The organism is Streptomyces sp. NPDC101178, assembly GCF_044767965.1.
Classification (GTDB): Bacteria; Actinomycetota; Actinomycetes; order Streptomycetales; family Streptomycetaceae; genus Streptomyces.
Genome location: NZ_JBIWOZ010000003.1, coordinates 42,037 through 61,065 on the forward strand (window position 1 = coordinate 42,037; position 19,029 = coordinate 61,065).

Here is a 19,029-nt window from a genome sequence, read left to right on the forward strand (position 1 = left end):
CAATTGCACTGCCCCGACCCTCCGGTCGGACCGTTCCGTCCGGGGCTGTCCCACCGCGTCCGGGACGCTCACCCACACTCCCGCACAGACCCGCTCACAGACCCACGAACGGCGCCTGGACGGACGGCGGGGCGGTCGGCCGGGCGGGCCACGGAAGCCCGGAAGCCGACCGACCACCCGGTTATCGCCCGCCCGTTGCCGGGTCCCCCGCGGGGCGTGGAAGGGGCGCACGGGGGCACGAGAGGCCTCGGTGGCGCGATGCCGGCCCAGGTCTTCCCGGGCATGAAAAGATCGCGCTGGACCCGGCGGAGTCCAGCGCGATCGATGCCGACGTACCCGTACAGGCGTCCCGTACATAGGTATGACGCCCGTTGGGGCAGGCGTCCGTCGAGTGGAGCTGTATAGGGGCGGCCTGGGGTTGGGGGACCTGGCGGCTGCCCTGTTGTGATGCGGTGCTGCTACTGCGTTGAGCTGCGAGGCAGGGGTGTGTCAGGCCTCGCTGCGCTGCTGCGGAATACCCGCAAGCAGTGCGCGGACCTCTGCCTCGCGGTACCGGCGGTGTCCACCGAGCGTGCGGATGGACGTGAGCTTGCCAGCCTTGGCCCAACGGGTGACCGTCTTCGGGTCCACGCGGAACATCGTGGCAACCTCAGCCGGGGTCAGCAGCGGCTCGGCATCAGGGGTGCGAGCGGTCATGAGCGGCCTCCTCGGGAGAACCGAACCTTCTCGGTTCTTTCCTCTAAATTCTGCACCTTGACCCGCGTTGCCCGAAATGGCGGACGCGGGCCGAGTCGGTTATAGGACGAACGGCTTGTCCTCGGCACTACAACTACACCATCCGTCCAGCCGCGTCGGCCAAACCGATGGAATTGCCCTCCCAGGTGTTCATCAGCGACGGAAGCCGATGGACCATGCCATAGCGGACAGTCACACCACCGTGACGATCAGTCACAGAGCGATCAGGAGTCGTCAGACCCCCCATAGAGTGCAATGCTGAGTATTCCGCCCTTACTTGGACGGAAGGAGCCCTCCCCGGACTCCTTGTCCTATTTTGGCACGAGGAGTAGGGATGGGCGCAAGGGCCCCGTTAGTGCTATCCATCACGCTTGAGGCAAAGGCCCGGTTCGGGACGTAGGTCCTGGGTCGCGAGGCGTACCCTTCCGCCCCACCCACCACACGCGTCCCACGGGACGCAGGTTCACGGCCCGTCAGCTCTCCCCTCCTTCCTGCACTCCGCCCGGTCGGGCCGCCGTTCCGCCGGCCCGTCCGGCCCTCCGGTCCGTCCTGGATGAAGGATGCCCCGGTTCCGTCCTGTTGATGCCGCTGTGGGTCTTTTCACGTCAATTGGTGAACTGGCGATCACGCACGGCCCGCCACCGCTCCGCGAGCCGCGCGTACGCCTCCCCGGCGCCCTCGGCGTCACCGTTCCCGAGCGCGGCGAGCCCTTCCGCCACATCCGCCGCGGACCGGTCCGCCGCGAGCTGCCCGGCCGGGAGCGCGTGCACCAGGCCCCCGTAGTCCAGCTCCACCAGCGAGCGCGGGTGGAACTCCTCCAGCCAGCGCCCCACCTCCACCAGCCCCTCGGTGAGCGGCCCGTCGGCCACGTTCTCCCGCAGCGTCCGCAGCCCCCGCGCCAGCCGGCGCCGGGCCTCCACCATCGGCGTCCGGTAGCGGAGCACCGGCTCCCCGCCGTCGCCGTCCGCCGCCGCGTACTCCCGCTCCTCGTCCCGGAAGAGGACGAACCACCGCACCGGCACCTGCCACACCGTCGTCCGGATCCACGGGCGCGCGTCCGGGTTCCGGCGCAGCCAGCGCTCGTGGTCCGCCCGCGCCTGACCCCGCACCACCTCGGGCAGCAGCGCCTCCAGCACGTTGGCCGGAAACATCCCCTCCCGCGCGCCCGCCCCCTCCAGCTCCTCCAGCGCGAGCCACCCGCGCAGCCGGGTCCGCCACGGGCAGACGCACACCACCCCGTCCACCTCCGCCACGAACGCGTCACCGCTCTCGTGCACCGGGACCCCGACCGGCGGCGTCGGCACCAGGTCGGCCAGCGCGCGGCGGAGTTCGTCCTGGGCGGTCGGGAGCACCGGGCGCTCCGCGTAACGGGCCCAGTGGCTGCGCTCGGGCTCCGCGAAGGCGGCGAGCGGCTCGTACACCCGGAGGTAGGACGTGTAAGGGACGAACACCGAAGACACCACCGACATGCAGCGCATCGTGCCACGCGCGCGCACCCCCTTGGGGTGATCCTCGGCACGAGGGCAGATCCCCGCCGCCGGAGGACTTACGCTCTTGCCCATCGGACCGGCCGTGCCGGCCGGTCCGTGGCCTGTCCGACGACAGGTCCCGGGGCCCTCCCCACCCCTAGGAGGGCCTCCCGCCGCTTCGTACTTGGGAGTCACCACAGTGACCGATGTGACCGGCGCGCCTGTTGATGTACTGCACACCCTGTTCCACTCGGACCAGGGGGGCCACGAGCAAGTCGTCATCTGCCAGGACCGTGCCACCGGCCTCAAGGCCGTCATCGCCCTCCACAACACCGCCCTCGGCCCCGGCCTCGGCGGCACCCGCTTCTATCCGTACGCGACCGAGGCCGAGGCCGTCGCCGACGCGCTGAACCTGTCGCGCGGGATGTCGTACAAGAACGCCCTCGCCGGGCTCGACCACGGCGGCGGCAAGGCCGTCATCATCGGCGACCCGGAGAAGATCGAGGCCTCGCAGAAAACTGAACTCCTGCTGGCCTACGGCCGGTTCGTCGCCTCGCTCGGCGGCCGGTACGTCACGGCCTGCGATGTCGGCACCTACGTCGCCGACATGGACGTCGTGGCCCGGGAGTGCCGCTGGACCACCGGCCGCTCCCCGGAGAACGGCGGCGCCGGCGACTCCTCCGTCCTCACCGCGTTCGGCGTCTTCCAGGGCATGCGGGCCTCGGCCCAGCACCTGTGGGGCGACCCGACGCTGCGCGGCCGCAAGGTCGGTGTCGCCGGCGTCGGCAAGGTGGGCCACCACCTCGTCGAGCACCTGCTCTCCGACGGGGCCGAGGTCCTGATCACCGATGTCCGCGAGGAGTCGGTGCGCCGCGTCACCGATCTGCACCCCGAGGTCACCGTGGTGGCCGACACCGAGGCGCTGATCCGCACCGAGGGCCTGGACGTCTACGCTCCCTGCGCGCTCGGCGGCGCGCTGAACGACGCGACCGTGCCGGTGCTCACGGCGAAGGTGGTCTGCGGAGCGGCCAACAACCAGCTGGCCCACCCGGGCGTCGAGAAGGACCTGGCCGACCGGTCGGTTCTCTACGCGCCGGACTACGTGGTCAACGCCGGCGGCGTGATCCAGGTCGCCGACGAGCTGCACGGGTTCGACTTCGACCGGTGCAAGGCGAAGGCCACGAAGATCTTCGACACCACGCTGGAAATATTCGCACGTGCGAAGGCTGATGGGATTCCGCCGGCCGCGGCGGCCGACCGGATCGCCGAGCAGCGGATGGCCGAGGCGCGTCACCGCTGACGCGCACGCGCACGGCCCGGCGGCCGGCGGGAGACCCGCGGAGGAGCCGTGAGGCACCGGCGGGAGACAAGACTCACGCCGGTCGGCGGGTCGTGCGCGCAGAAGAGGTTAAAATCGCAGTTGACCAGCGAGGACAGGGCTCCCCACTGGTCTGCACCGGGGCGCAAGACGCGGGCGGCGTACCGTATGGCCACGGAAGCAGGTACCGTTAAAGCCCTACGGGCGCGGTCTCTCTGTCGAGAGTCCGTCCTGAAACATGAACGCGTGTCAAGACTCTGGGGCCGTCGAGCCCCGTCACCGAGGGGGTCGAGCCATGGGGCGCGGCCGGGCAAAGGCCAAGCAGACCAAGGTCGCCCGCCAGCTGAAGTACAGCAGCGGCGGGACGGACCTGTCGCGTCTGGCCAATGAGCTGGGCGCATCGCCTTCGAGTCAGCCACCGAACGCCGAGCCGTTCGAGGACGACGACGAGGAAGATGACCCGTACGCACAGTACGCGGATCGCTACAACCAGGACGATGACGAGGATCAGGACGATCAGTCCGGTCCGTCGTCACAGCGCCGCGGCGCTTGACCTCGCGCTGACACATCAACCCGGTCCGGGCCTGCCCCGGGCCGGGTTCTGTGTGTCCTGACCCGGATCAGCTCCGGCCCCCGCCGTGTCCTGACGCTTCGGCCCCGGTGTGTCCCGATCCGGTCCGGTCCCGGTGTGCGGTTCGCCGGGCGCGGCCCCGGTGTTCGGTGCGCCGGACGGGGAGCCCGGCGCACACACCGTACGTACGGTTCAGCGGGCGTAGCTGCCGGTCAGCTCGGCGCCCGTGGCGTGGTCACCGCGGGCGGTGATCTCACCCGCGACCCAGGAGTCGACGCCACGGTCGGCCAGGGTCGTCAGCGCGGCGTCGACCGAGTCGGCCGGGACGATCGCGATCATGCCGACGCCCATGTTCAGCGTCTTCTCCAGCTCCAGCTGCTCGACCTGACCGGCCTTGCCGACCAGGTCGAAGACCGCGCCCGGCGTCCAGGTGGAGCGGTCCACCGTGGCGTGCAGCCCGGCCGGGATGACCCGGGCCAGGTTGTTCGCCAGACCGCCGCCGGTGATGTGGCTGAAGCCGTGCACCTCGGTGGTGCGGGTGAGCGCCAGGCAGTCCAGCGAGTAGATCCGGGTCGGCTCCAGGAGCTCCTCGCCGAGCGTCCGGCCGAACTCCGCGATCTCGCGGTCCAGTGTCCAGCCGGCCCGGTCGAAGACCACGTGGCGGACGAGCGAGTACCCGTTCGAGTGAAGACCGGAGGACGCCATCGCGATCACGGCGTCGCCCTCGCGGATCCGGTCCGGGCCGAGCAGCCGGTCCGCCTCCACCACGCCCGTACCGGCGCCGGCGACGTCGAAGTCGTCCGGGCCGAGCAGGCCCGGGTGCTCGGCGGTCTCGCCGCCGACCAGCGCGCAGCCCGCGAGGACACAGCCCTCGGCGATGCCCTTCACGATCGCCGCGACACGCTCGGGGTGCACCTTGCCGACGCAGATGTAGTCGGTCATGAAGAGCGGCTCGGCACCGCAGACGACCAGATCGTCCACGACCATGCCGACGAGGTCGTGGCCGATGGTGTCGTACACGCCCATCTGACGCGCCACGTCCACCTTGGTGCCGACACCGTCGGTGGCCGAGGCGAGGAGCGGACGCTCGTACCTCTTGAGCGCCGAGGCGTCGAAGAGGCCGGCGAAGCCGCCGAGCCCGCCCAGTCCGGCGACCTCGGGACGCTGGGTCTTCTTCACCCACTCCTTCATCAGCTCGACGGCGCGGTCACCGGCTTCGATGTCGACGCCGGCGGCCGCGTAGGAAGCACCTGTTGTCTCAGACATGGCCTGGGATCTTTCGTGTGGAGAAACGGGGCTGGTGGGAGGGGCGGCGGCGCGTCCGGGTCACGGACGGCGCAGCGCGTCGGCCGCGGCGGTGGCCGCGGGCCCTGCCGCCAGCTCGGTCTCCAGCAGCTGCTTGCCGAGCAGCTCCGGGTCCGGGAGCTCCATCGGGTACTCGCCGTCGAAGCAGGCGCGGCACAGGTTGGGCTTGTCGATCGTGGTCGCCTCGATCATGGAGTCGATCGAGATGTACGACAGCGAGTCGGCCCCCATCGACGTGCAGATCTCGTCCACGGTCATGCCGTTGGCGATCAGCTCGGCGCGGGTCGCGAAGTCGATGCCGAAGAAGCAGGGCCACTTCACCGGCGGCGAGGAGATCCGGATGTGGATCTCGGCGGCCCCGGCCTCGCGGAGCATCCGGACCAGCGCGCGCTGGGTGTTGCCGCGGACGATCGAGTCGTCGACGACCACCAGGCGCTTGCCCTTGATGACTTCCTTCAGCGGGTTCAGCTTGAGCCGGATGCCGAGCTGGCGGATGGTCTGCGAGGGCTGGATGAAGGTCCGGCCGACGTAGGCGTTCTTCACCAGTCCGGCGCCGAACGGGATCCCGCTGGCCTCCGCGTACCCGATCGCGGCGGGGGTGCCGGATTCCGGGGTCGCTATGACCAGATCGGCTTCGACGGGCGCCTCGGCGGCCAGCTTGCGGCCCATCTCCACGCGGGAGAGGTACACGTTCCGGCCGGCGATGTCGGTGTCGGGACGGGCCAGGTAGACGTACTCGAAGACACAGCCCTTGGGCTTCGCTTCTGCGAAGCGGGAGGTGCGCAGGCCGTTCTCGTCGATGGCGACGAGCTCACCCGGCTCGATCTCGCGTACGTAGCTGGCACCGCAGATGTCGAGTGCGGCGGACTCCGATGCGACCACCCAGCCGCGCTCCAGGCGGCCGAGCACCAGCGGGCGGATGCCCTGCGGGTCACGGGCGGCGTAGAGGGTGTGCTCGTCCATGAAGACGAGGGAGAACGCGCCCTTGACGTCGGGGAGCACCTTGGCGGCGGCTTCCTCGATGGTCAGCGGCTTGTCGTCCTCGTCACGCTGCCCGGCGAGCAGCGCGGTCACCAGGTCGGTGTCGTTGGTCGCGGCGACCTGGGTGGCGCGGCCGTCCTTGCGCGGGAGGTCGGCGACCATCTCCGCGAGCTGGGCCGTGTTGACCAGGTTCCCGTTGTGACCGAGGGCGATCGAGCCGTGCGCGGTGGCACGGAACGTCGGCTGCGCGTTCTCCCACACCGAGGCACCGGTGGTGGAGTAGCGGGCATGACCGACCGCGATATGGCCCTGGAGGGAACCCAGAGACGTTTCGTCGAAGACCTGCGAGACCAGTCCCATGTCCTTGAAGACCAGGATCTGGGACCCGTTGCTCACTGCGATGCCCGCGGATTCCTGTCCGCGGTGCTGCAGGGCATACAGTCCGAAATAGGTGAGCTTGGCGACCTCTTCACCCGGAGCCCAGACACCGAAGACGCCACAAGCGTCCTGGGGGCCTTTCTCTCCGGGGAGCAGGTCGTGGTTGAGTCGTCCATCACCACGGGGCACGGCACCGAGTGTAGGCGAGATCGACCACTGGTCCGAATTGGGGACCGGTGGGCGGAGGCGGTACGGAACACGGGGAACGGCCGCGGCCACCGCGGCGGGCGGGTGATTCGCGGGACTTCGAGCGGTGACGCTGTGTGACGTACGGGTGGGGTCGGCGGGGGCCGGCGGGCAGGCCCGAGGGCTCACTGCCGGGCCGCGAGGCCGGTTACCGGCTGGTAATGGCTGTACGGGGCGGCCCGGCGGCGGCCGGCCGGCCGTGGCGCTCGGTGAACCCGGCCCGAACCCGCCACGGCCGCTGGCCGAACGCTCGTTTCGTGGTGAGACTCACACCGGTGGCCGGGATTCAGCCATGCCGCTCGGCGCCCTCGGCCTGCCGCTCCAGGCCGTCCCCGGCCTGCCGCTCCCGGTCACTCCTCGCTCCGCCGCTCCTGAGTGCCCCGGTCCGCCGCTCCGGGTCACTCCTCGCTCGTCGCCGGAGCGGCCGTCGCGCCGAGGCCCTTGCCGTCGTCGGCCGTGATGGTGAGCGTGGAGCCCTTGATCGTGTACGTCGCCGGGCCGTCCAGCGCCGCGAGGACCGCGCGCTCCGTCGCCATCTCCGCCTCCGGACACATCTTCCGGGTCCCGGCCGGCGGGCCGAAGGTGATCGTGGAGCCCTTGACCGTCGCCTTGCCGTGGAAGGAGTTGCAGCCGGAGTTGCCGTGGACGGTGCCGTCCTCGCCGAAGGTCAGGTGCGGCACCCGCCCCTTCGGGAGGTCGGCGGGCACGGACATCGCCGTCTCGCCGCTGAGCAGGGTGTTCACCGCCCACCGCGTGCCGACCAGCTCGGCCGGCTTCTCCTCGCTGAGCGCGATCGTGTCGCCGCCCTCGGTGGTGAGGGTCAGCTTCTCGCCGGTGAGCTTCGCGGTGAGCTCGCCGTCGAGGGCGGCGACGGCGGCCTTCTCGAACCTGTCGACGCCATCCCCGCAGGCCATCGACGTGGAGACGGTCCGGCTCACGGTGATCCGGTCGCCCTCCACGCGGGCCTCGCCGCCGATGCGGTTGCAGCCGAAGTCGGCTTTGACCCGGCCCTTCGGGTCGATCTCCAGCCGGGAGCCGTCCGGGGCCCCGGTCCTCTTCCCGTCGACGGTCATGGACTCCACGTTCCACGCGACCCCGGTGACCGGCACATCGCTCTGCACGGTGTCCCCGCCGTCCCCGCCACCGCCGCCGGAACCGGAACCCGGTTCCGTACCGCAGGCGGCGAGGGTGAGGAGGGCCAGGACGCTGACGCTGACTGCCATACGTTGTGTGTGCATGGCGATGGGACGGAACGGCCCCCCGATCCGGTTCCGTCGCCTCCGGTTCCGTCGCGTGCGCTGCGAGGCGGCTCAGCCCATCAGCGGCAGCAGCTCCGCCAGGTCGGCGCGCTCGCCACTGGCGCTGACCTCGGCGTCCGCCAGGGCCCGCGCCCACTCCGTACGGCCGGTGGCGAGCCGGATCCAGGTCAGCGCGCCGGTCTCCACGACGTTGGGCGGAGTGCCGCGGGTGTGCTTGGGGCCGCCGATGCACTGGACCACCGCGAACGGCGGGACGCGCACCTCGACCGAACCGCCGGGCGCACGGTCCGCGAGCACGTCCGCCAGCAGCCGGGTGCAGGCGGCCAGCGCCTGCCGGTCGTACGGGATCTCCAGACCGAGCGCCTCGTTCAGGTCGTCCGTGTGGACGGTCAGCTCGACGGTCCGGGTGACCAGGAAGTCGGCCAGCCGCATGGAACCGACCCGGGTCGGCAGCAGCCGGTCGCCGGTGCCGGCGGCCGGGACGTCCGCGCGGAAGCCCGCCTCCACCTCCTCGTACAGCGCGGGGAGGTCGGGGCGGCCGGTCGCCAGCTCCTCGACGTCCTCGGAGATCCGGGCGGCGTACGCGGCGGTGGCGGGCGGCCACTGGAGGAGCGTGAGCGCGGGCTTGGGTCCGGGCGGCTCCGGCAGGGCCAGGGACCGGCTCACGCTGCCGAGGACCATCGCCACGTGCGCGGCGAGCTCCCGCACCGTCCAGTCGCCGAGCCGGGTCGGGCGGGCGAGCTGCTCGGGCGTCAACTGACGGACGGCGTCGTGGACATGGGCGAACTGGGCGAGGACCGCGGTCCGGGTTCTGAGGTGGTCGTAGGCGCGCGGGCGCTTCTTGGCCGGAGGCATGGGGCCGAGATTAACCGGCCGCACCGACATCGGCGCCGACGGTGAAGGTCTCGCCGCCTGCCGGGACTCCGACGCCTCGCCAGGTGAAGGGGACGCCCCGGGCGGCATCGAGGTCCGGGCCGTCCATCAGCTGGAGGTGGAGGTGGGGTTCGGAGCTGTTCCCGGAGTTCCCCACGCGCCCGATCTCCTGCCCGGCCCGGACGGTGTCGCCGGCCTGCACGAGGAGCGAGCCGCGCCGGATGTGGGCGTAGGCCGCGTACGTACCGTCGCCGAGGTCCAGGATCACGTGGTTGCCGAAGACGCGGTGCGCGCCGAGGATCGAGCGGACGGTGCCTTCGACGAGCATCAGATAGGCGAGGGCGGGCAGCGAGTTGCGGCTCAGGTGGTCGCGCTGGCCGTCGCTCGCCCGGACGACCGTGGCATCGGCCACCGCGAGCAGCGGGACGCCGAAGGCCGGGAAGGCGCGGTTGCGGCGGAGGACCGGCCAGACCCAGCGGAACGGCGGGCGGTCCGCGAGCTCGTCCCCGGTCCCGGGCTCGGCCACGATGTCGATCGCGTACGTCTGCCCGTAGACGTGCGTCCCATGGCTCGGCACCTTGTCGGCCGGGCTGTTCAGGGCCGTCCAGCGGCCGGTCACCGGCGGGGCGACCTCGACCGGGTCGCGCGGCTCGCCCCGAGGTGCGGCGGCACGGGTCTGGAGGGCGGTGGTCGTCAGCATGAGCACGGCCACGACCGCCGCGGGCAGGAACGTGGTCGTCCATCCGGGTCCGGGCAGATCCGTGAGGAACTCGGCGATCACCAGTGCGATCAGGACCACCCAGGACAGCCGCAGGGCGATCGCGAGGACGGTACGGACGGACATGTTTCCCCCTGTTTGTCGCTGTTCGTTCCCGTGGGCGCCGGCTCTACGGCCGCGCCGCCGTCAGCACCACCAGCAGCGGCACCACCCGGGCGGCCGGCACTTCGTACCGGCCGCGGCCGGTCGTGTGCAGCCAGCCCGTGGCGGTCAGCTGGCGCAGGTGGTGGTAGATCTGGCCGGTGGTGCCGACGCCGTCGAGCGCGGCCAGTTCGGCGGCGGTACGGCGGCCGCCGAGGATCTCGCGGAGCAGGCGCAGCCGTACCGGATGGCCGAGCGCGGCGAGTGAGTCCGCCGTGGCCGCTCCGCCGTCACCGCCCTCGCCCTCCTCTTCGAGGAGGGCACCGGTGAGGGCTCCGTACTGCCACTCGTAATGCTCGCCGGTCGGCAGCCGGACCGCTCCGGTGAAGAGCACCCCGCCGTCGGCTCCGGCCTCTCCGACGCCCGCGAGCTGCTGTTTGAGCCCGTCCAGCGCCCAGAAGTCGCCGTCGCCGAGGCGCGGCGACTCACGGTCCTGCCGCTCCAGCGCGGTGAGCCGCCGCTCCAGCTCGGCGACCCGCTGCTCCAGGTCCTGCTCCATGACACCAACCTTACGTAATTACGTAATTTTCATCAAGGGATGCGTGCGGGAAAGCCGAAGCCCCCGCCCGGATGATCCGGACGGGGGCTCGAACGACACGCGGGCTCAGGCGAGCAGCGCCGGGATCGTCGCCTCGTGGGCCGTACGGAGCTCGCTCAGCGGGATGCTGAACTCGCCCTGGATCTCGACCTCTTCGCCGTCGACGACACCGATGCGGACGACGGGCAGGCCCCGTGCGCCGCACATGTCGGTGAAGCGGAGCTCCTCGCTGCGCGGCACGGCGACGACCGCGCGGCCGGCCGACTCGGAGAAGAGGAACGTGAAGGCGTCCAGACCGTCCGGCACGACCAGCCGGGCACCCTTCCCGCCGCGCAGGCAGGACTCGGTGACTGCCTGGATCAGGCCGCCGTCGGACAGGTCGTGGGCGGCGTCGATCATGCCGTCGCGCGAGGCGGAGATGAGGATCTCCGCGAGCAGCTTCTCCCGGCCCAGGTCGACCTTGGGCGGCAGGCCGCCCAGGTGCTGGTGGACGACCTCGGACCAGGCCGAGCCGCCGAACTCCTCACGGGTGTCGCCGAGCAGGTAGAGGAGCTGGCCCTCTTCCGCGAACGCGATGGGCGTACGCCGGTTCACGTCGTCGATCACGCCGAGCACGGCCACGACCGGCGTCGGGTGGATCGCGGTCTCGCCGGTCTGGTTGTAGAGCGAGACGTTGCCGCCGGTGACCGGGGTGCCCAGCTCCAGGCAGCCGTCTGCGAGGCCACGCGTGGCCTCGGCGAACTGCCACATGACGTCCGGGTCCTCGGGCGAGCCGAAGTTGAGGCAGTCGGAGATGGCGAGCGGCTTGGCGCCGGAGGCGGCGACGTTGCGGTACGACTCCGCCAGCGCGAGCTGCGCGCCGGTGTAGGGGTCGAGCTTGGCGTACCGGCCGTTGCCGTCGGTCGCCATCGCCACGCCCAGGTTCGACTCGGCGTCGATACGGACCATGCCCGCGTCCTCGGGCATCGCCAGGACGGTGTTGCCCTGCACGAAGCGGTCGTACTGGTCGGTGATCCACGCCTTGGAGGCCTGGTTCGGGGAGGCGACCAGCTTGAGGACCTGGTCCTTCAGCTCCGCGCCGTTCTGCGGCCGGGGCAGCTTGCCCGCGTCGTCCGCCTGGAGCGCGTCCTGCCAGGACGGGCGGGCGAACGGGCGGTGGTAGACCGGGCCGTCGTGGGCGACCGAGCGCGGCGGCACGTCCACGATCTGCTCGCCGTGCCAGAAGATCTCCAGCTGGGAGCCCTCGGTGACCTCACCGATGACGGTGGCGATGACGTCCCACTTCTCGCAGATCTCCAGGAAGCGGTCCACGTGCTGCGGCTCGACGATCGCGCACATGCGCTCCTGCGACTCGCTCATGAGGATCTCCTCCGGCGAGAGGGAGGAGTCGCGCAGCGGCACGGTGTCCAACTCGACGCGCATCCCGCCGGAACCGGCCGAGGCCAGCTCGCTGGTGGCGCAGGAGAGCCCGGCGCCGCCGAGGTCCTGGATGCCCGCGACGAGCTTCTCCTTGAAGATCTCCAGGGTGCACTCGATGAGGAGCTTCTCCTGGAACGGGTCGCCGACCTGGACCGCCGGGCGCTTGGCCGGGCCGGTGGACTCGAAGGTCTCGCTCGCCAGCACGGAGACGCCGCCGATGCCGTCGCCGCCGGTGCGGGCGCCGTACAGGATGACCTTGTTGCCCGGTCCTGACGCCTGCGCGAGGTGGATGTCCTCGTGCTTCATCACGCCGATGCAGCCGGCGTTGACCAGCGGGTTGCCCTGGTAGCAGGAGTCGAAGACGACCTCGCCGCCGATGTTGGGCAGGCCCAGGCAGTTGCCGTAGCCGCCGATGCCCGCGACGACGCCCGGCAGGACGCGCTTGGTGTCGGGGTGGTCGGCGGCGCCGAAGCGCAGCGGGTCGACGACCGCGACCGGGCGGGCGCCCATGGCGAGGATGTCGCGGACGATGCCGCCGATGCCGGTGGCCGCGCCCTGGTAGGGCTCGATGTACGAGGGGTGGTTGTGCGACTCGACCTTGAAGGTGACCGCGTACCCCTGGCCGACGTCGACGACGCCCGCGTTCTCACCGATACCGACGAGCATCGCGTCGTTGGCGGGGACCTTCTCGCCGAACTGCTTGAGGTGGACCTTGCTGCTCTTGTACGAGCAGTGCTCCGACCACATGACGCTGTACATGGCGAGCTCGGCGCCGGTGGGACGGCGGCCCAGGATCTCGCGGATCCGGGCGTACTCGTCCTCCTTGAGGCCCAGTTCCTTCCAGGGCTGCCCGGCGTCCGGGGTCTCGGCCGCGTGCTTGACCGTATCCAGGCTCATGCGTTGACCAGCTTCTTGATGATCGAGGTGAAGAAACCGAGGCCGTCGGTGCGGCCGGTGCCGACGAGCGGCTCGACGGCGTGCTCCGGGTGCGGCATCAGACCGACGATGTTGCCCGCCGCGTTGGTGATGCCCGCGATGTCACGGAGCGAGCCGTTGGGGTTGCCGTCCAGGTAGCGGAAGGCGACCCGGCCCTCGGCCTCCAGCTCGTCGAGCGTGTGCTCGTCGGCGGTGTACCGGCCGTCCATGTTCTTGAGCGGCACCTGGATCTCCTGGCCGGCGCTGTAGTCCGAGGTCCAGGCGGTCTCCGCGTTCTCCACCCGCAGCTTCTGGTCACGGCAGATGAAGTGGAGGTGGTTGTTGCGCAGCATCGCACCGGGCAGCAGGTGCGCCTCGGTCAGGATCTGGAATCCGTTGCAGATGCCCAGGACCGGCATACCGGCCTTCGCCTGCTCGATGAGCGGCTCCATCACCGGCGAGAACCGCGAGATCGCACCGGCCCGGAGGTAGTCCCCGTAGGAGAAACCGCCGGCCAGGACGACCGCGTCGACCTGGTGCAGGTCCTTGTCACGGTGCCACAGCGATACGGGCTCCGCGCCCGCGATCCGCACGGCCCGCAGCGCGTCCTGATCGTCCAGGGTGCCGGGAAAAGTGACGACGCCGATACGGGTGGTCACTTCTCCTCCTCCACCTTCACGACGAAGTCCTCGATGACGGTGTTGGCGAGGAAGGTCTCGGCCATCTCGTGAATACGGGCGAGGGCGGCGTCGTCCACCGGCCCCGCGACCTCCAGCTCGAAACGCTTTCCCTGACGAACGTCCGCGATTCCCTCGAAGCCCAGACGCGGCAGCGCACGCTGCACCGCCTGTCCCTGCGGGTCGAGGATCTCCGGCTTGAGCATGACGTCGACTACGACGCGTGCCACTGGCACTCCCGGTGTGGTGGTGTGGTGCGGCTGTCTCTCCGGGGGGTTCCCCAGACCCCCGCGGGTCCACTCAGCGTACCTGGCCGAAAATTCTACGCGGGTAGATATCGGGCGGAAACGGATGGCGGGCAGGGACACCGCCGTCTCGGCGCAGATCACGCCGCGATATCGGCCGCGACAACATGCAGGAAAAGTCCTGGGAAAAAATCATGCCCGGATTGCGTGCGGACACGCGGAAGTAATTGGCTGGGCTTCACAATGCGGTACCGACCGCTGTACAAATGATTACCGGGGAAAGCAGCATTGCTCCGGAACGCCGAACGACCGGAACGACCCGGAACACACCGGAACAGTCGACATCAGTCGATCCGTATCCGCATCCGCCTGACAGCCGGAAGGCCGGCGCATCGGCGCACGCACGTCGCGCCGACGCCGTAGGAAAGGACCGATATCCGTGGCTCAGCGCGTAGTGGTTACGCTCTCCGACGACATCGACGGGGGAACAGCGGCGGAAACGGTCACCTTCGCCCTGGACGGGAAGACGTACGAGATCGACCTCAATCCCGCCAACGCGAAGAAACTGCGCAAGGCCCTGGCTCCTTACATGGCAGCCGGCCGAAAGCAGACAAATGCCGGCAAGCACGGCAGGACCCCCGCGTCGTACCACCACACCTCCCTCGCCCCGGACCCCGCGGCCGTCCGCGCCTGGGCCCGCTCGCACCGGCTGGAGGTGCCGGCCCGCGGCCGGATCCCGAAGAAGGTGTACGAGGCGTTCGACGCGGCGGACTGAGGAGCGGGCGTGAGCGTCCGCCCTCCGAGCGGCGGACGCTCCGTCAGGCGGACTGCGCAGGGCCGCGACCGGGGGCCGGAGAGCCGGCCGGCGGCCCGCTCCGGGGAACCCGCCGGGAGCCGACTTGCGCGACACCCCCGCAGGTCGGCTAGAGTCTGGAGCACGCCGAGGGGCGAGGCCGGAAGGCCGGATCCCGAGCCGCGTGCGGGTGTAGTTCAGTAGTAGAACATCCCCCTTCCAGGGGGAAGGCGCAGTGTGCAATTCCTGTCACCCGCTCTGCACGACTCTTCGGACCACTCTGTTGGATCAGGTAGAGTAGTGCTCGCTCCACCGGTGAAAGCCGAGTGGCTGCACTGCGGACGTAGCTCAGTTGGTAGAGCGCAACCTTGCCAAGGTTGAGGTCGCCAGTTCGAACCTGGTCGTCCGCTCCGGAAGACAAAGGCCCTGATCGATTTCGATCAGGGCCTTTGTCGTGTCCGTCTCCGCGCTCATGACGTTTGTCATGAGCAGTGGTGACAGCGCGCACGGCTCGCGGGCCCGTTCCGGCGGAAAGCTTGAAGCATGACCAGCCAAGACTTTCTCAGCGACCGAACGACAGGTGGCCCGGCAGACGCGGAGACGGTGATCGCGGCGGACGGCGTCCGCCGCAGCTACAAGGACGGCTTCGAGGCCGTCTCCGGCGTCTCCTTCTCCGTGGCCCGCGGCGAGCTGTTCGCGCTGCTCGGGACGAACGGCGCGGGCAAGACCTCCACCGTGGAGCTCCTCGAAGGCCTGGCGCTCCCGACCTCCGGAACCATCAAGGTCCTCGGCCACGACCCGTACCGCGAACGCGGCGCCGTCCGGCCCCGGACCGGTGTGATGCTCCAGGAGGGCGGCTTCCCCTCCGACCTCACCGTCCTGGAGACCGCCCGGATGTGGTCGGCGTGCACCACCGGCGCGCGGCCCGCCACCGAGGCCCTGGAGATGGTCGGCCTCACGAGCCGCGCCAGGGTGCGGGTCAAGCAGCTGTCCGGCGGGGAGAAGCGGCGCCTGGACCTGGCGCTGGCCCTGACCTCGCGGCCCGAGGTGCTGTTCCTGGACGAGCCGACGACGGGGCTGGACGCGGAGGGGCGGCGGGACACCTGGGACCTGATCCGGGCGCTCCGGGACGGCGGTACGACCGTACTTCTGACCACGCACTACCTGGAGGAGGCCGAGGCGCTCGCGGACCGGCTGGCGATCATGCACCAGGGGCAGATCGTGACGGCCGGGACGACCGCCGAGGTCACCGCGTCGCAGCCCGCCAGGATCCGGTTCACGCTGCCCGACGGCGTACCGGCAGGGCATCTTCCGCTCTCGCTGCGGGCGGCGGCGGAGGGGCAGCGCATCGAGATCCGCACCTCCGGGCTCCAGGAGGCGCTGCACGAACTCCTCGGCTGGGCCGGGGAGTCGGGCGTCCAGCTGCTCGGGCTCGACGCGCGCTCCGCCTCACTGGAGGAGGCGTTCCTCCAGATCGCGAACACGCAGCTCCGCTCCCGCGCCGACGATCCGCGCCGGGCGGGGACCAAGCCCACGGACGACACGACGAAGAAGGTGACGGCATGACGACGACCGTCCTCACCGGCCCCCGCAAGTCCCCCTCGAAGGCCTCCGCCTCCGCGCGGCGGCTCACCGCGCTCGCCCGCGCCGAGCTGATCCTGCTGGTCCGCAACCGGTCCGCGATCTTCATCGCCCTGGTGCTGCCGATCGTGATGATCTTCTCGATCCGGGCCTCGCTCCAGCAGATCGACCTCGCCGGCACCGGCCTCTCCATCGCGGGCGCCGCCCTCACCGGCGGCATCGGCATCGTGCTGGTCCAGGTCGTCTACATGACCCTCGTCACCGGCTACGTCACCCGGCGCGAGGAGCTCGTCCTCAAGCGGCTGCGCACCGGCGAGGTCACCGACCGCGAGATCCTGGCGGCCAACGCGCTGCCCGCCGTCGCGCTGGCGCTCCTCCAGGTCGTGCTGCTGGTCGCGGCCGGCGCGGTCGCCTTCGACCTGAGCGCGCCGAAGCGGCCCGAGATCTTCCTGGCGGGGCTGCTGGTGGGTCTCGTGATGATGTCCGGCCTGGCGGCCGCGACCTCCGCGGTGACCCGGACGGTCCAGACCTCGCAGCTCACCACCCTGCCGCTGTTCTTCGTCTCGCTCTTCGCCTCCGGGATCTTCGTCCCGCTGGAGGTCTTCCCGGACGGCCTGGCCTCGGTCTTCGAGCTGCTGCCGCTGACCGGCGTGATGACGCTCATCCGGCACGGCTGGCTCGGCGGTGTCGAAGGCGGCGACCTGCTCACGGCCACCGTGGCGGCGCTGGCCTGGACCGGGTTCGCGGTGTTTGCTGTGCAGCGGTGGTTCCGCTGGGACCCGCGGGGCTGACGGCGCCGGCGGTCAGGGCCACGGGGACGACATGAAGGGGCTGGACGAGGTGATCGGTCGAGTACGGGGCTTGCGGCGCGGCTGGAACGAGCGGACCAAGCTCCAGCGCATCGACCTCTACACCCGCCTCACGCTCTGCGCGCTGCCGTGGGTCTTCCTCGTGACCTGGGGCCTGCTGCCGCTCGGCAAGGCCTTCGGCCAGGGCCCGCTGCCGGCCTCCCTGGCGGCGGCCTTCCTCGCGGTGAACGCCGCCCAGTGCGCGCTGAGCAACCGGAACGTGGGCCCCGCCTTCGCCCACTACCGGGGCCTGGAGCCGTTCCCGCTGCGGCGGCTGCGGCTGCCCGGGATGCTGCTGGCGGTGCTGACCGGCCTGCTGGTGGCCCTCGCGGCGGTGGGCGGTGTCGAAGACGCGGGGCTGAGCCTGCTGGTGCTGGACCTGCCCCTGGCGTTCGTGACGCCGTACGTGCTCCTCGTCCCGGTCCGGAAGTACCTGCTCGGCTGCGCGGTCTGCGCGGTGGCGGTGGTGGTGCTGCTGGGGGCCGTAGGGGTGCCCGGCCGCACGCTGTTCGGGTCGGCCGTCTCGCTGCTCGTCGGCACCCTGCTGGTGCTCATCTCGACCCGGCCGAGCGCCTGGAGCCTGTCCGTGATGTGGCAGGCGGAGGAGGCCCGGGACATGCAGGCCCGCCTCGCGGTGGCGGAGGAGCGGCTGCGGTTCGGCCGGGACATGCACGACGTGCTGGGCCGGAACCTGGCGGTGATCGCGCTGAAGAGCGAGCTGGCCGTGGAGCTGGCGCAGCGCGGGAACGCGAGCGCCGTGGACCAGATGGTCGAGGTGCAGCGGATCGCGCGCGCCTCCCAGCAGGAGGTACGCGATGTCGTACGGGGCTACCGCGAGGCCGACCTGCCCACCGAACTGCTCGGCGCCAAGGGCGTGCTGGAGGCCGCCGGGATCACCTGCACCGTGGAGGGCGCCGAAGGACCGGCGGGGATCGGGGCGCCCCCGGCCGTCCAGGCGGCCCTCGGCTGGGTGGTCCGTGAGGCCGCGACCAACGTCCTGCGCCACGGTGATCCCCGGGTGTGCGTGATCCGGCTCCGGACGGTGGCGGGTTCTGTAGTGCTGGAGGTCGAGAACGACGGGGCGGGCTCGGCCGCTCCGGGTGGGAGCGGCTCGGGTCTGGCCGGGCTGCGGGAGCGGCTGGCGGCGCTGGGCGGGTCGCTGGAGGCCGGGGCGGCCGGGGGCGGCCTGTTCCGGGTCACGGCGACGGTCCCGCTGACGGCTCCCCGTAACCGCCCCGACGCCGCCGCTTCGGACGAACGCTCCGCTTCTCCGGACGAACGATGACCACGGAGGGGAACATGACCACCGAAGGCTCCGCGATGACCACAGAGGACGCCGCCGGCCGGCCCCTGCGGGTGCTGCTCGCCGACGACGAGCACCTGATCCGGGGTGCGCTGGCCGCGCTGCTCGCGCTGGAGGACGACCTGGTGGTGGTCGCGGAGGCGGCGAGCGGTCCCGAGGCGCTCGCGATGGCCCTCGCGCACCGCCCCGATGTCGCCGTCCTGGACCTCCAGATGCCGGGCGCGGACGGTGTGAAGGTCGCCACATCGCTCCGCAGCGAACTGCCCGCCTGCCGCACCATGATCGTGACCAGCCACGGCCGCCCGGGCCATCTGAAGCGGGCGCTGGCCGCCGGCGTACGCGGGTTCGTGCCGAAGACCGTCAGCGCCCGCCGGCTCGCCGAGATCATCCGTACCGTCCACGCCGGAAACCGATACGTGGACCCGGAGTTGGCCGCCGACGCCATCTCCGCCGGAGACTCGCCACTGACCGCCCGGGAGGCCGAGGTCCTCGAACTGGCGGCGGACGGGGCGCCGGTCGCGGAGATCGCGGAGCGGGCCTCGCTCTCGCAGGGGACGGTCCGCAACTACCTCTCCTCGGCCGCCTCCAAGATCGGTGCGGAGAACCGGCACACGGCGGTGCGTCTCGCGCGGGAGCGGGGTTGGGTATAGTGAGCA

The 19,029-nt window shown here is 71.1% G+C and carries 18 protein-coding genes and 2 tRNA genes; 9 read left to right on the forward strand and 11 right to left on the reverse strand.

Translation table 11 applies throughout. From position 1 onward, the window contains the following. Nucleotides 1-489 precede the first annotated feature (489 nt). A complete protein-coding gene (gene bldC, locus ACIRR8_RS08690; protein ID WP_003949541.1) occupies nucleotides 490-696 on the reverse strand; it encodes a developmental transcriptional regulator BldC in 207 nt (68 codons plus the stop codon). A 644-nt stretch (nucleotides 697-1,340) separates the two neighbouring features. Continuing rightward, entirely contained in the window at nucleotides 1,341-2,204 is an 864-nt protein-coding gene (locus ACIRR8_RS08695; RefSeq protein ID WP_404060848.1) for a hypothetical protein, read from the reverse strand. A 199-nt stretch (nucleotides 2,205-2,403) separates the two neighbouring features. Between ACIRR8_RS08695 and ACIRR8_RS08700 the strand changes: the two genes are divergently transcribed. Next, entirely contained in the window at nucleotides 2,404-3,504 is a 1,101-nt protein-coding gene (locus ACIRR8_RS08700) for a Leu/Phe/Val dehydrogenase (RefSeq protein WP_404060850.1), read from the forward strand. Nucleotides 3,505-3,817: 313 nt separating this feature from the next. After that, the gene (locus ACIRR8_RS08705; RefSeq protein WP_007447468.1) at nucleotides 3,818-4,075 is read left to right on the forward strand and encodes a DUF3073 domain-containing protein; all 258 of its coding nucleotides are present in this window, start codon (nucleotides 3,818-3,820) and stop codon (nucleotides 4,073-4,075) included. Nucleotides 4,076-4,285: 210 nt separating this feature from the next. Here the strand turns inward: ACIRR8_RS08705 and purM are convergent, their stop codons facing one another. From purM to purS, 9 genes are all read right to left on the reverse strand, one after another. Continuing rightward, nucleotides 4,286-5,359: a phosphoribosylformylglycinamidine cyclo-ligase gene (gene purM / locus ACIRR8_RS08710; protein WP_404060853.1), complete on the reverse strand. Its 1,074-nt coding sequence runs from the start codon at nucleotides 5,357-5,359 to the stop codon at nucleotides 4,286-4,288. A 60-nt stretch (nucleotides 5,360-5,419) separates the two neighbouring features. Then, nucleotides 5,420-6,946 carry an amidophosphoribosyltransferase gene (purF, locus tag ACIRR8_RS08715; RefSeq protein WP_003968043.1) on the reverse strand — a complete coding sequence of 509 codons (1,527 nt, stop codon included), beginning with the start codon at nucleotides 6,944-6,946 and terminating at the stop codon, nucleotides 5,420-5,422. A 455-nt stretch (nucleotides 6,947-7,401) separates the two neighbouring features. Beyond that, nucleotides 7,402-8,241 carry an META domain-containing protein gene (locus ACIRR8_RS08720; protein ID WP_404060857.1) on the reverse strand — a complete coding sequence of 280 codons (840 nt, stop codon included), beginning with the start codon at nucleotides 8,239-8,241 and terminating at the stop codon, nucleotides 7,402-7,404. A gap of 72 nt (nucleotides 8,242-8,313) precedes the next feature. Then, the gene (locus tag ACIRR8_RS08725; protein WP_404060860.1) at nucleotides 8,314-9,117 is read right to left on the reverse strand and encodes a sterol carrier family protein; all 804 of its coding nucleotides are present in this window, start codon (nucleotides 9,115-9,117) and stop codon (nucleotides 8,314-8,316) included. A 10-nt stretch (nucleotides 9,118-9,127) separates the two neighbouring features. After that, the gene (locus ACIRR8_RS08730; RefSeq protein ID WP_404060863.1) at nucleotides 9,128-9,979 is read right to left on the reverse strand and encodes a M23 family metallopeptidase; all 852 of its coding nucleotides are present in this window, start codon (nucleotides 9,977-9,979) and stop codon (nucleotides 9,128-9,130) included. Nucleotides 9,980-10,022: 43 nt separating this feature from the next. Further along, nucleotides 10,023-10,553, reverse strand: coding sequence for an ArsR/SmtB family transcription factor (locus ACIRR8_RS08735; protein ID WP_404060865.1), 531 nt, complete (start codon nucleotides 10,551-10,553; stop codon nucleotides 10,023-10,025). 105 nt (nucleotides 10,554-10,658) lie between these two features. Further along, nucleotides 10,659-12,908 carry a phosphoribosylformylglycinamidine synthase subunit PurL gene (gene purL, locus ACIRR8_RS08740; protein ID WP_404060867.1) on the reverse strand — a complete coding sequence of 750 codons (2,250 nt, stop codon included), beginning with the start codon at nucleotides 12,906-12,908 and terminating at the stop codon, nucleotides 10,659-10,661. Then, a complete protein-coding gene (gene purQ / locus ACIRR8_RS08745; RefSeq protein ID WP_404060869.1) occupies nucleotides 12,905-13,585 on the reverse strand; it encodes a phosphoribosylformylglycinamidine synthase subunit PurQ in 681 nt (226 codons plus the stop codon). The genes purL and purQ overlap by 4 nt, the downstream gene beginning before the upstream one ends. Further along, the gene (purS, locus tag ACIRR8_RS08750; protein WP_356753779.1) at nucleotides 13,582-13,833 is read right to left on the reverse strand and encodes a phosphoribosylformylglycinamidine synthase subunit PurS; all 252 of its coding nucleotides are present in this window, start codon (nucleotides 13,831-13,833) and stop codon (nucleotides 13,582-13,584) included. The genes purQ and purS overlap by 4 nt, the downstream gene beginning before the upstream one ends. Nucleotides 13,834-14,287: 454 nt before the next feature. Between purS and ACIRR8_RS08755 the strand changes: the two genes are divergently transcribed. The 7 genes from ACIRR8_RS08755 to ACIRR8_RS08785 all read left to right on the forward strand — a co-directional run bounded on the left by ACIRR8_RS08755 (nucleotide 14,288) and on the right by ACIRR8_RS08785 (nucleotide 19,023). Further along, nucleotides 14,288-14,623, forward strand: a complete 336-nt coding sequence (locus tag ACIRR8_RS08755; protein WP_404060872.1) for an Lsr2 family protein — start codon at nucleotides 14,288-14,290, stop codon at nucleotides 14,621-14,623. A gap of 204 nt (nucleotides 14,624-14,827) precedes the next feature. Then, nucleotides 14,828-14,899: transfer RNA gene (locus ACIRR8_RS08760), tRNA-Gly, on the forward strand. A 79-nt stretch (nucleotides 14,900-14,978) separates the two neighbouring features. Beyond that, nucleotides 14,979-15,051: transfer RNA gene (locus ACIRR8_RS08765), tRNA-Gly, on the forward strand. Nucleotides 15,052-15,184: 133 nt separating this feature from the next. Then, on the forward strand, nucleotides 15,185-16,207 hold the full coding sequence (locus ACIRR8_RS08770) for an ABC transporter ATP-binding protein (protein ID WP_404060875.1): 1,023 nt from the start codon (nucleotides 15,185-15,187) through the stop codon (nucleotides 16,205-16,207). Beyond that, a complete protein-coding gene (locus ACIRR8_RS08775; RefSeq protein WP_404060878.1) occupies nucleotides 16,204-17,013 on the forward strand; it encodes an ABC transporter permease in 810 nt (269 codons plus the stop codon). Before ACIRR8_RS08770 ends, ACIRR8_RS08775 begins: the two co-directional genes overlap by 4 nt. A gap of 31 nt (nucleotides 17,014-17,044) precedes the next feature. Further along, a complete protein-coding gene (locus ACIRR8_RS08780) occupies nucleotides 17,045-18,355 on the forward strand; it encodes a sensor histidine kinase (protein WP_404060880.1) in 1,311 nt (436 codons plus the stop codon). Between the two features lie 14 nt (nucleotides 18,356-18,369). Then, nucleotides 18,370-19,023: a response regulator gene (locus ACIRR8_RS08785; protein WP_404060883.1), complete on the forward strand. Its 654-nt coding sequence runs from the start codon at nucleotides 18,370-18,372 to the stop codon at nucleotides 19,021-19,023. The last annotated feature ends 6 nt before the right edge of the window (nucleotides 19,024-19,029 follow it).

Coding starts and splice junctions, on each gene's coding strand:
- purL (WP_404060867.1), bottom strand. CDS start 12,908: ATGAGCCTGGATACGGTCAAGCACGCGGCCGAGACCCCGGACGCCGGG.
- ACIRR8_RS08780 (WP_404060880.1), top strand. CDS start 17,045: ATGAAGGGGCTGGACGAGGTGATCGGTCGAGTACGGGGCTTGCGGCGC.
- ACIRR8_RS08735 (WP_404060865.1), bottom strand. CDS start 10,553: ATGGAGCAGGACCTGGAGCAGCGGGTCGCCGAGCTGGAGCGGCGGCTC.
- ACIRR8_RS08775 (WP_404060878.1), top strand. CDS start 16,204: ATGACGACGACCGTCCTCACCGGCCCCCGCAAGTCCCCCTCGAAGGCC.
- ACIRR8_RS08730 (WP_404060863.1), bottom strand. CDS start 9,979: ATGTCCGTCCGTACCGTCCTCGCGATCGCCCTGCGGCTGTCCTGGGTG.
- ACIRR8_RS08705 (WP_007447468.1), top strand. CDS start 3,818: ATGGGGCGCGGCCGGGCAAAGGCCAAGCAGACCAAGGTCGCCCGCCAG.
- ACIRR8_RS08695 (WP_404060848.1), bottom strand. CDS start 2,204: ATGTCGGTGGTGTCTTCGGTGTTCGTCCCTTACACGTCCTACCTCCGG.
- ACIRR8_RS08770 (WP_404060875.1), top strand. CDS start 15,185: ATGACCAGCCAAGACTTTCTCAGCGACCGAACGACAGGTGGCCCGGCA.
- bldC (WP_003949541.1), bottom strand. CDS start 696: ATGACCGCTCGCACCCCTGATGCCGAGCCGCTGCTGACCCCGGCTGAG.
- purM (WP_404060853.1), bottom strand. CDS start 5,359: ATGTCTGAGACAACAGGTGCTTCCTACGCGGCCGCCGGCGTCGACATC.
- ACIRR8_RS08720 (WP_404060857.1), bottom strand. CDS start 8,241: ATGCACACACAACGTATGGCAGTCAGCGTCAGCGTCCTGGCCCTCCTC.
- ACIRR8_RS08785 (WP_404060883.1), top strand. CDS start 18,370: ATGACCACCGAAGGCTCCGCGATGACCACAGAGGACGCCGCCGGCCGG.
- ACIRR8_RS08725 (WP_404060860.1), bottom strand. CDS start 9,117: ATGCCTCCGGCCAAGAAGCGCCCGCGCGCCTACGACCACCTCAGAACC.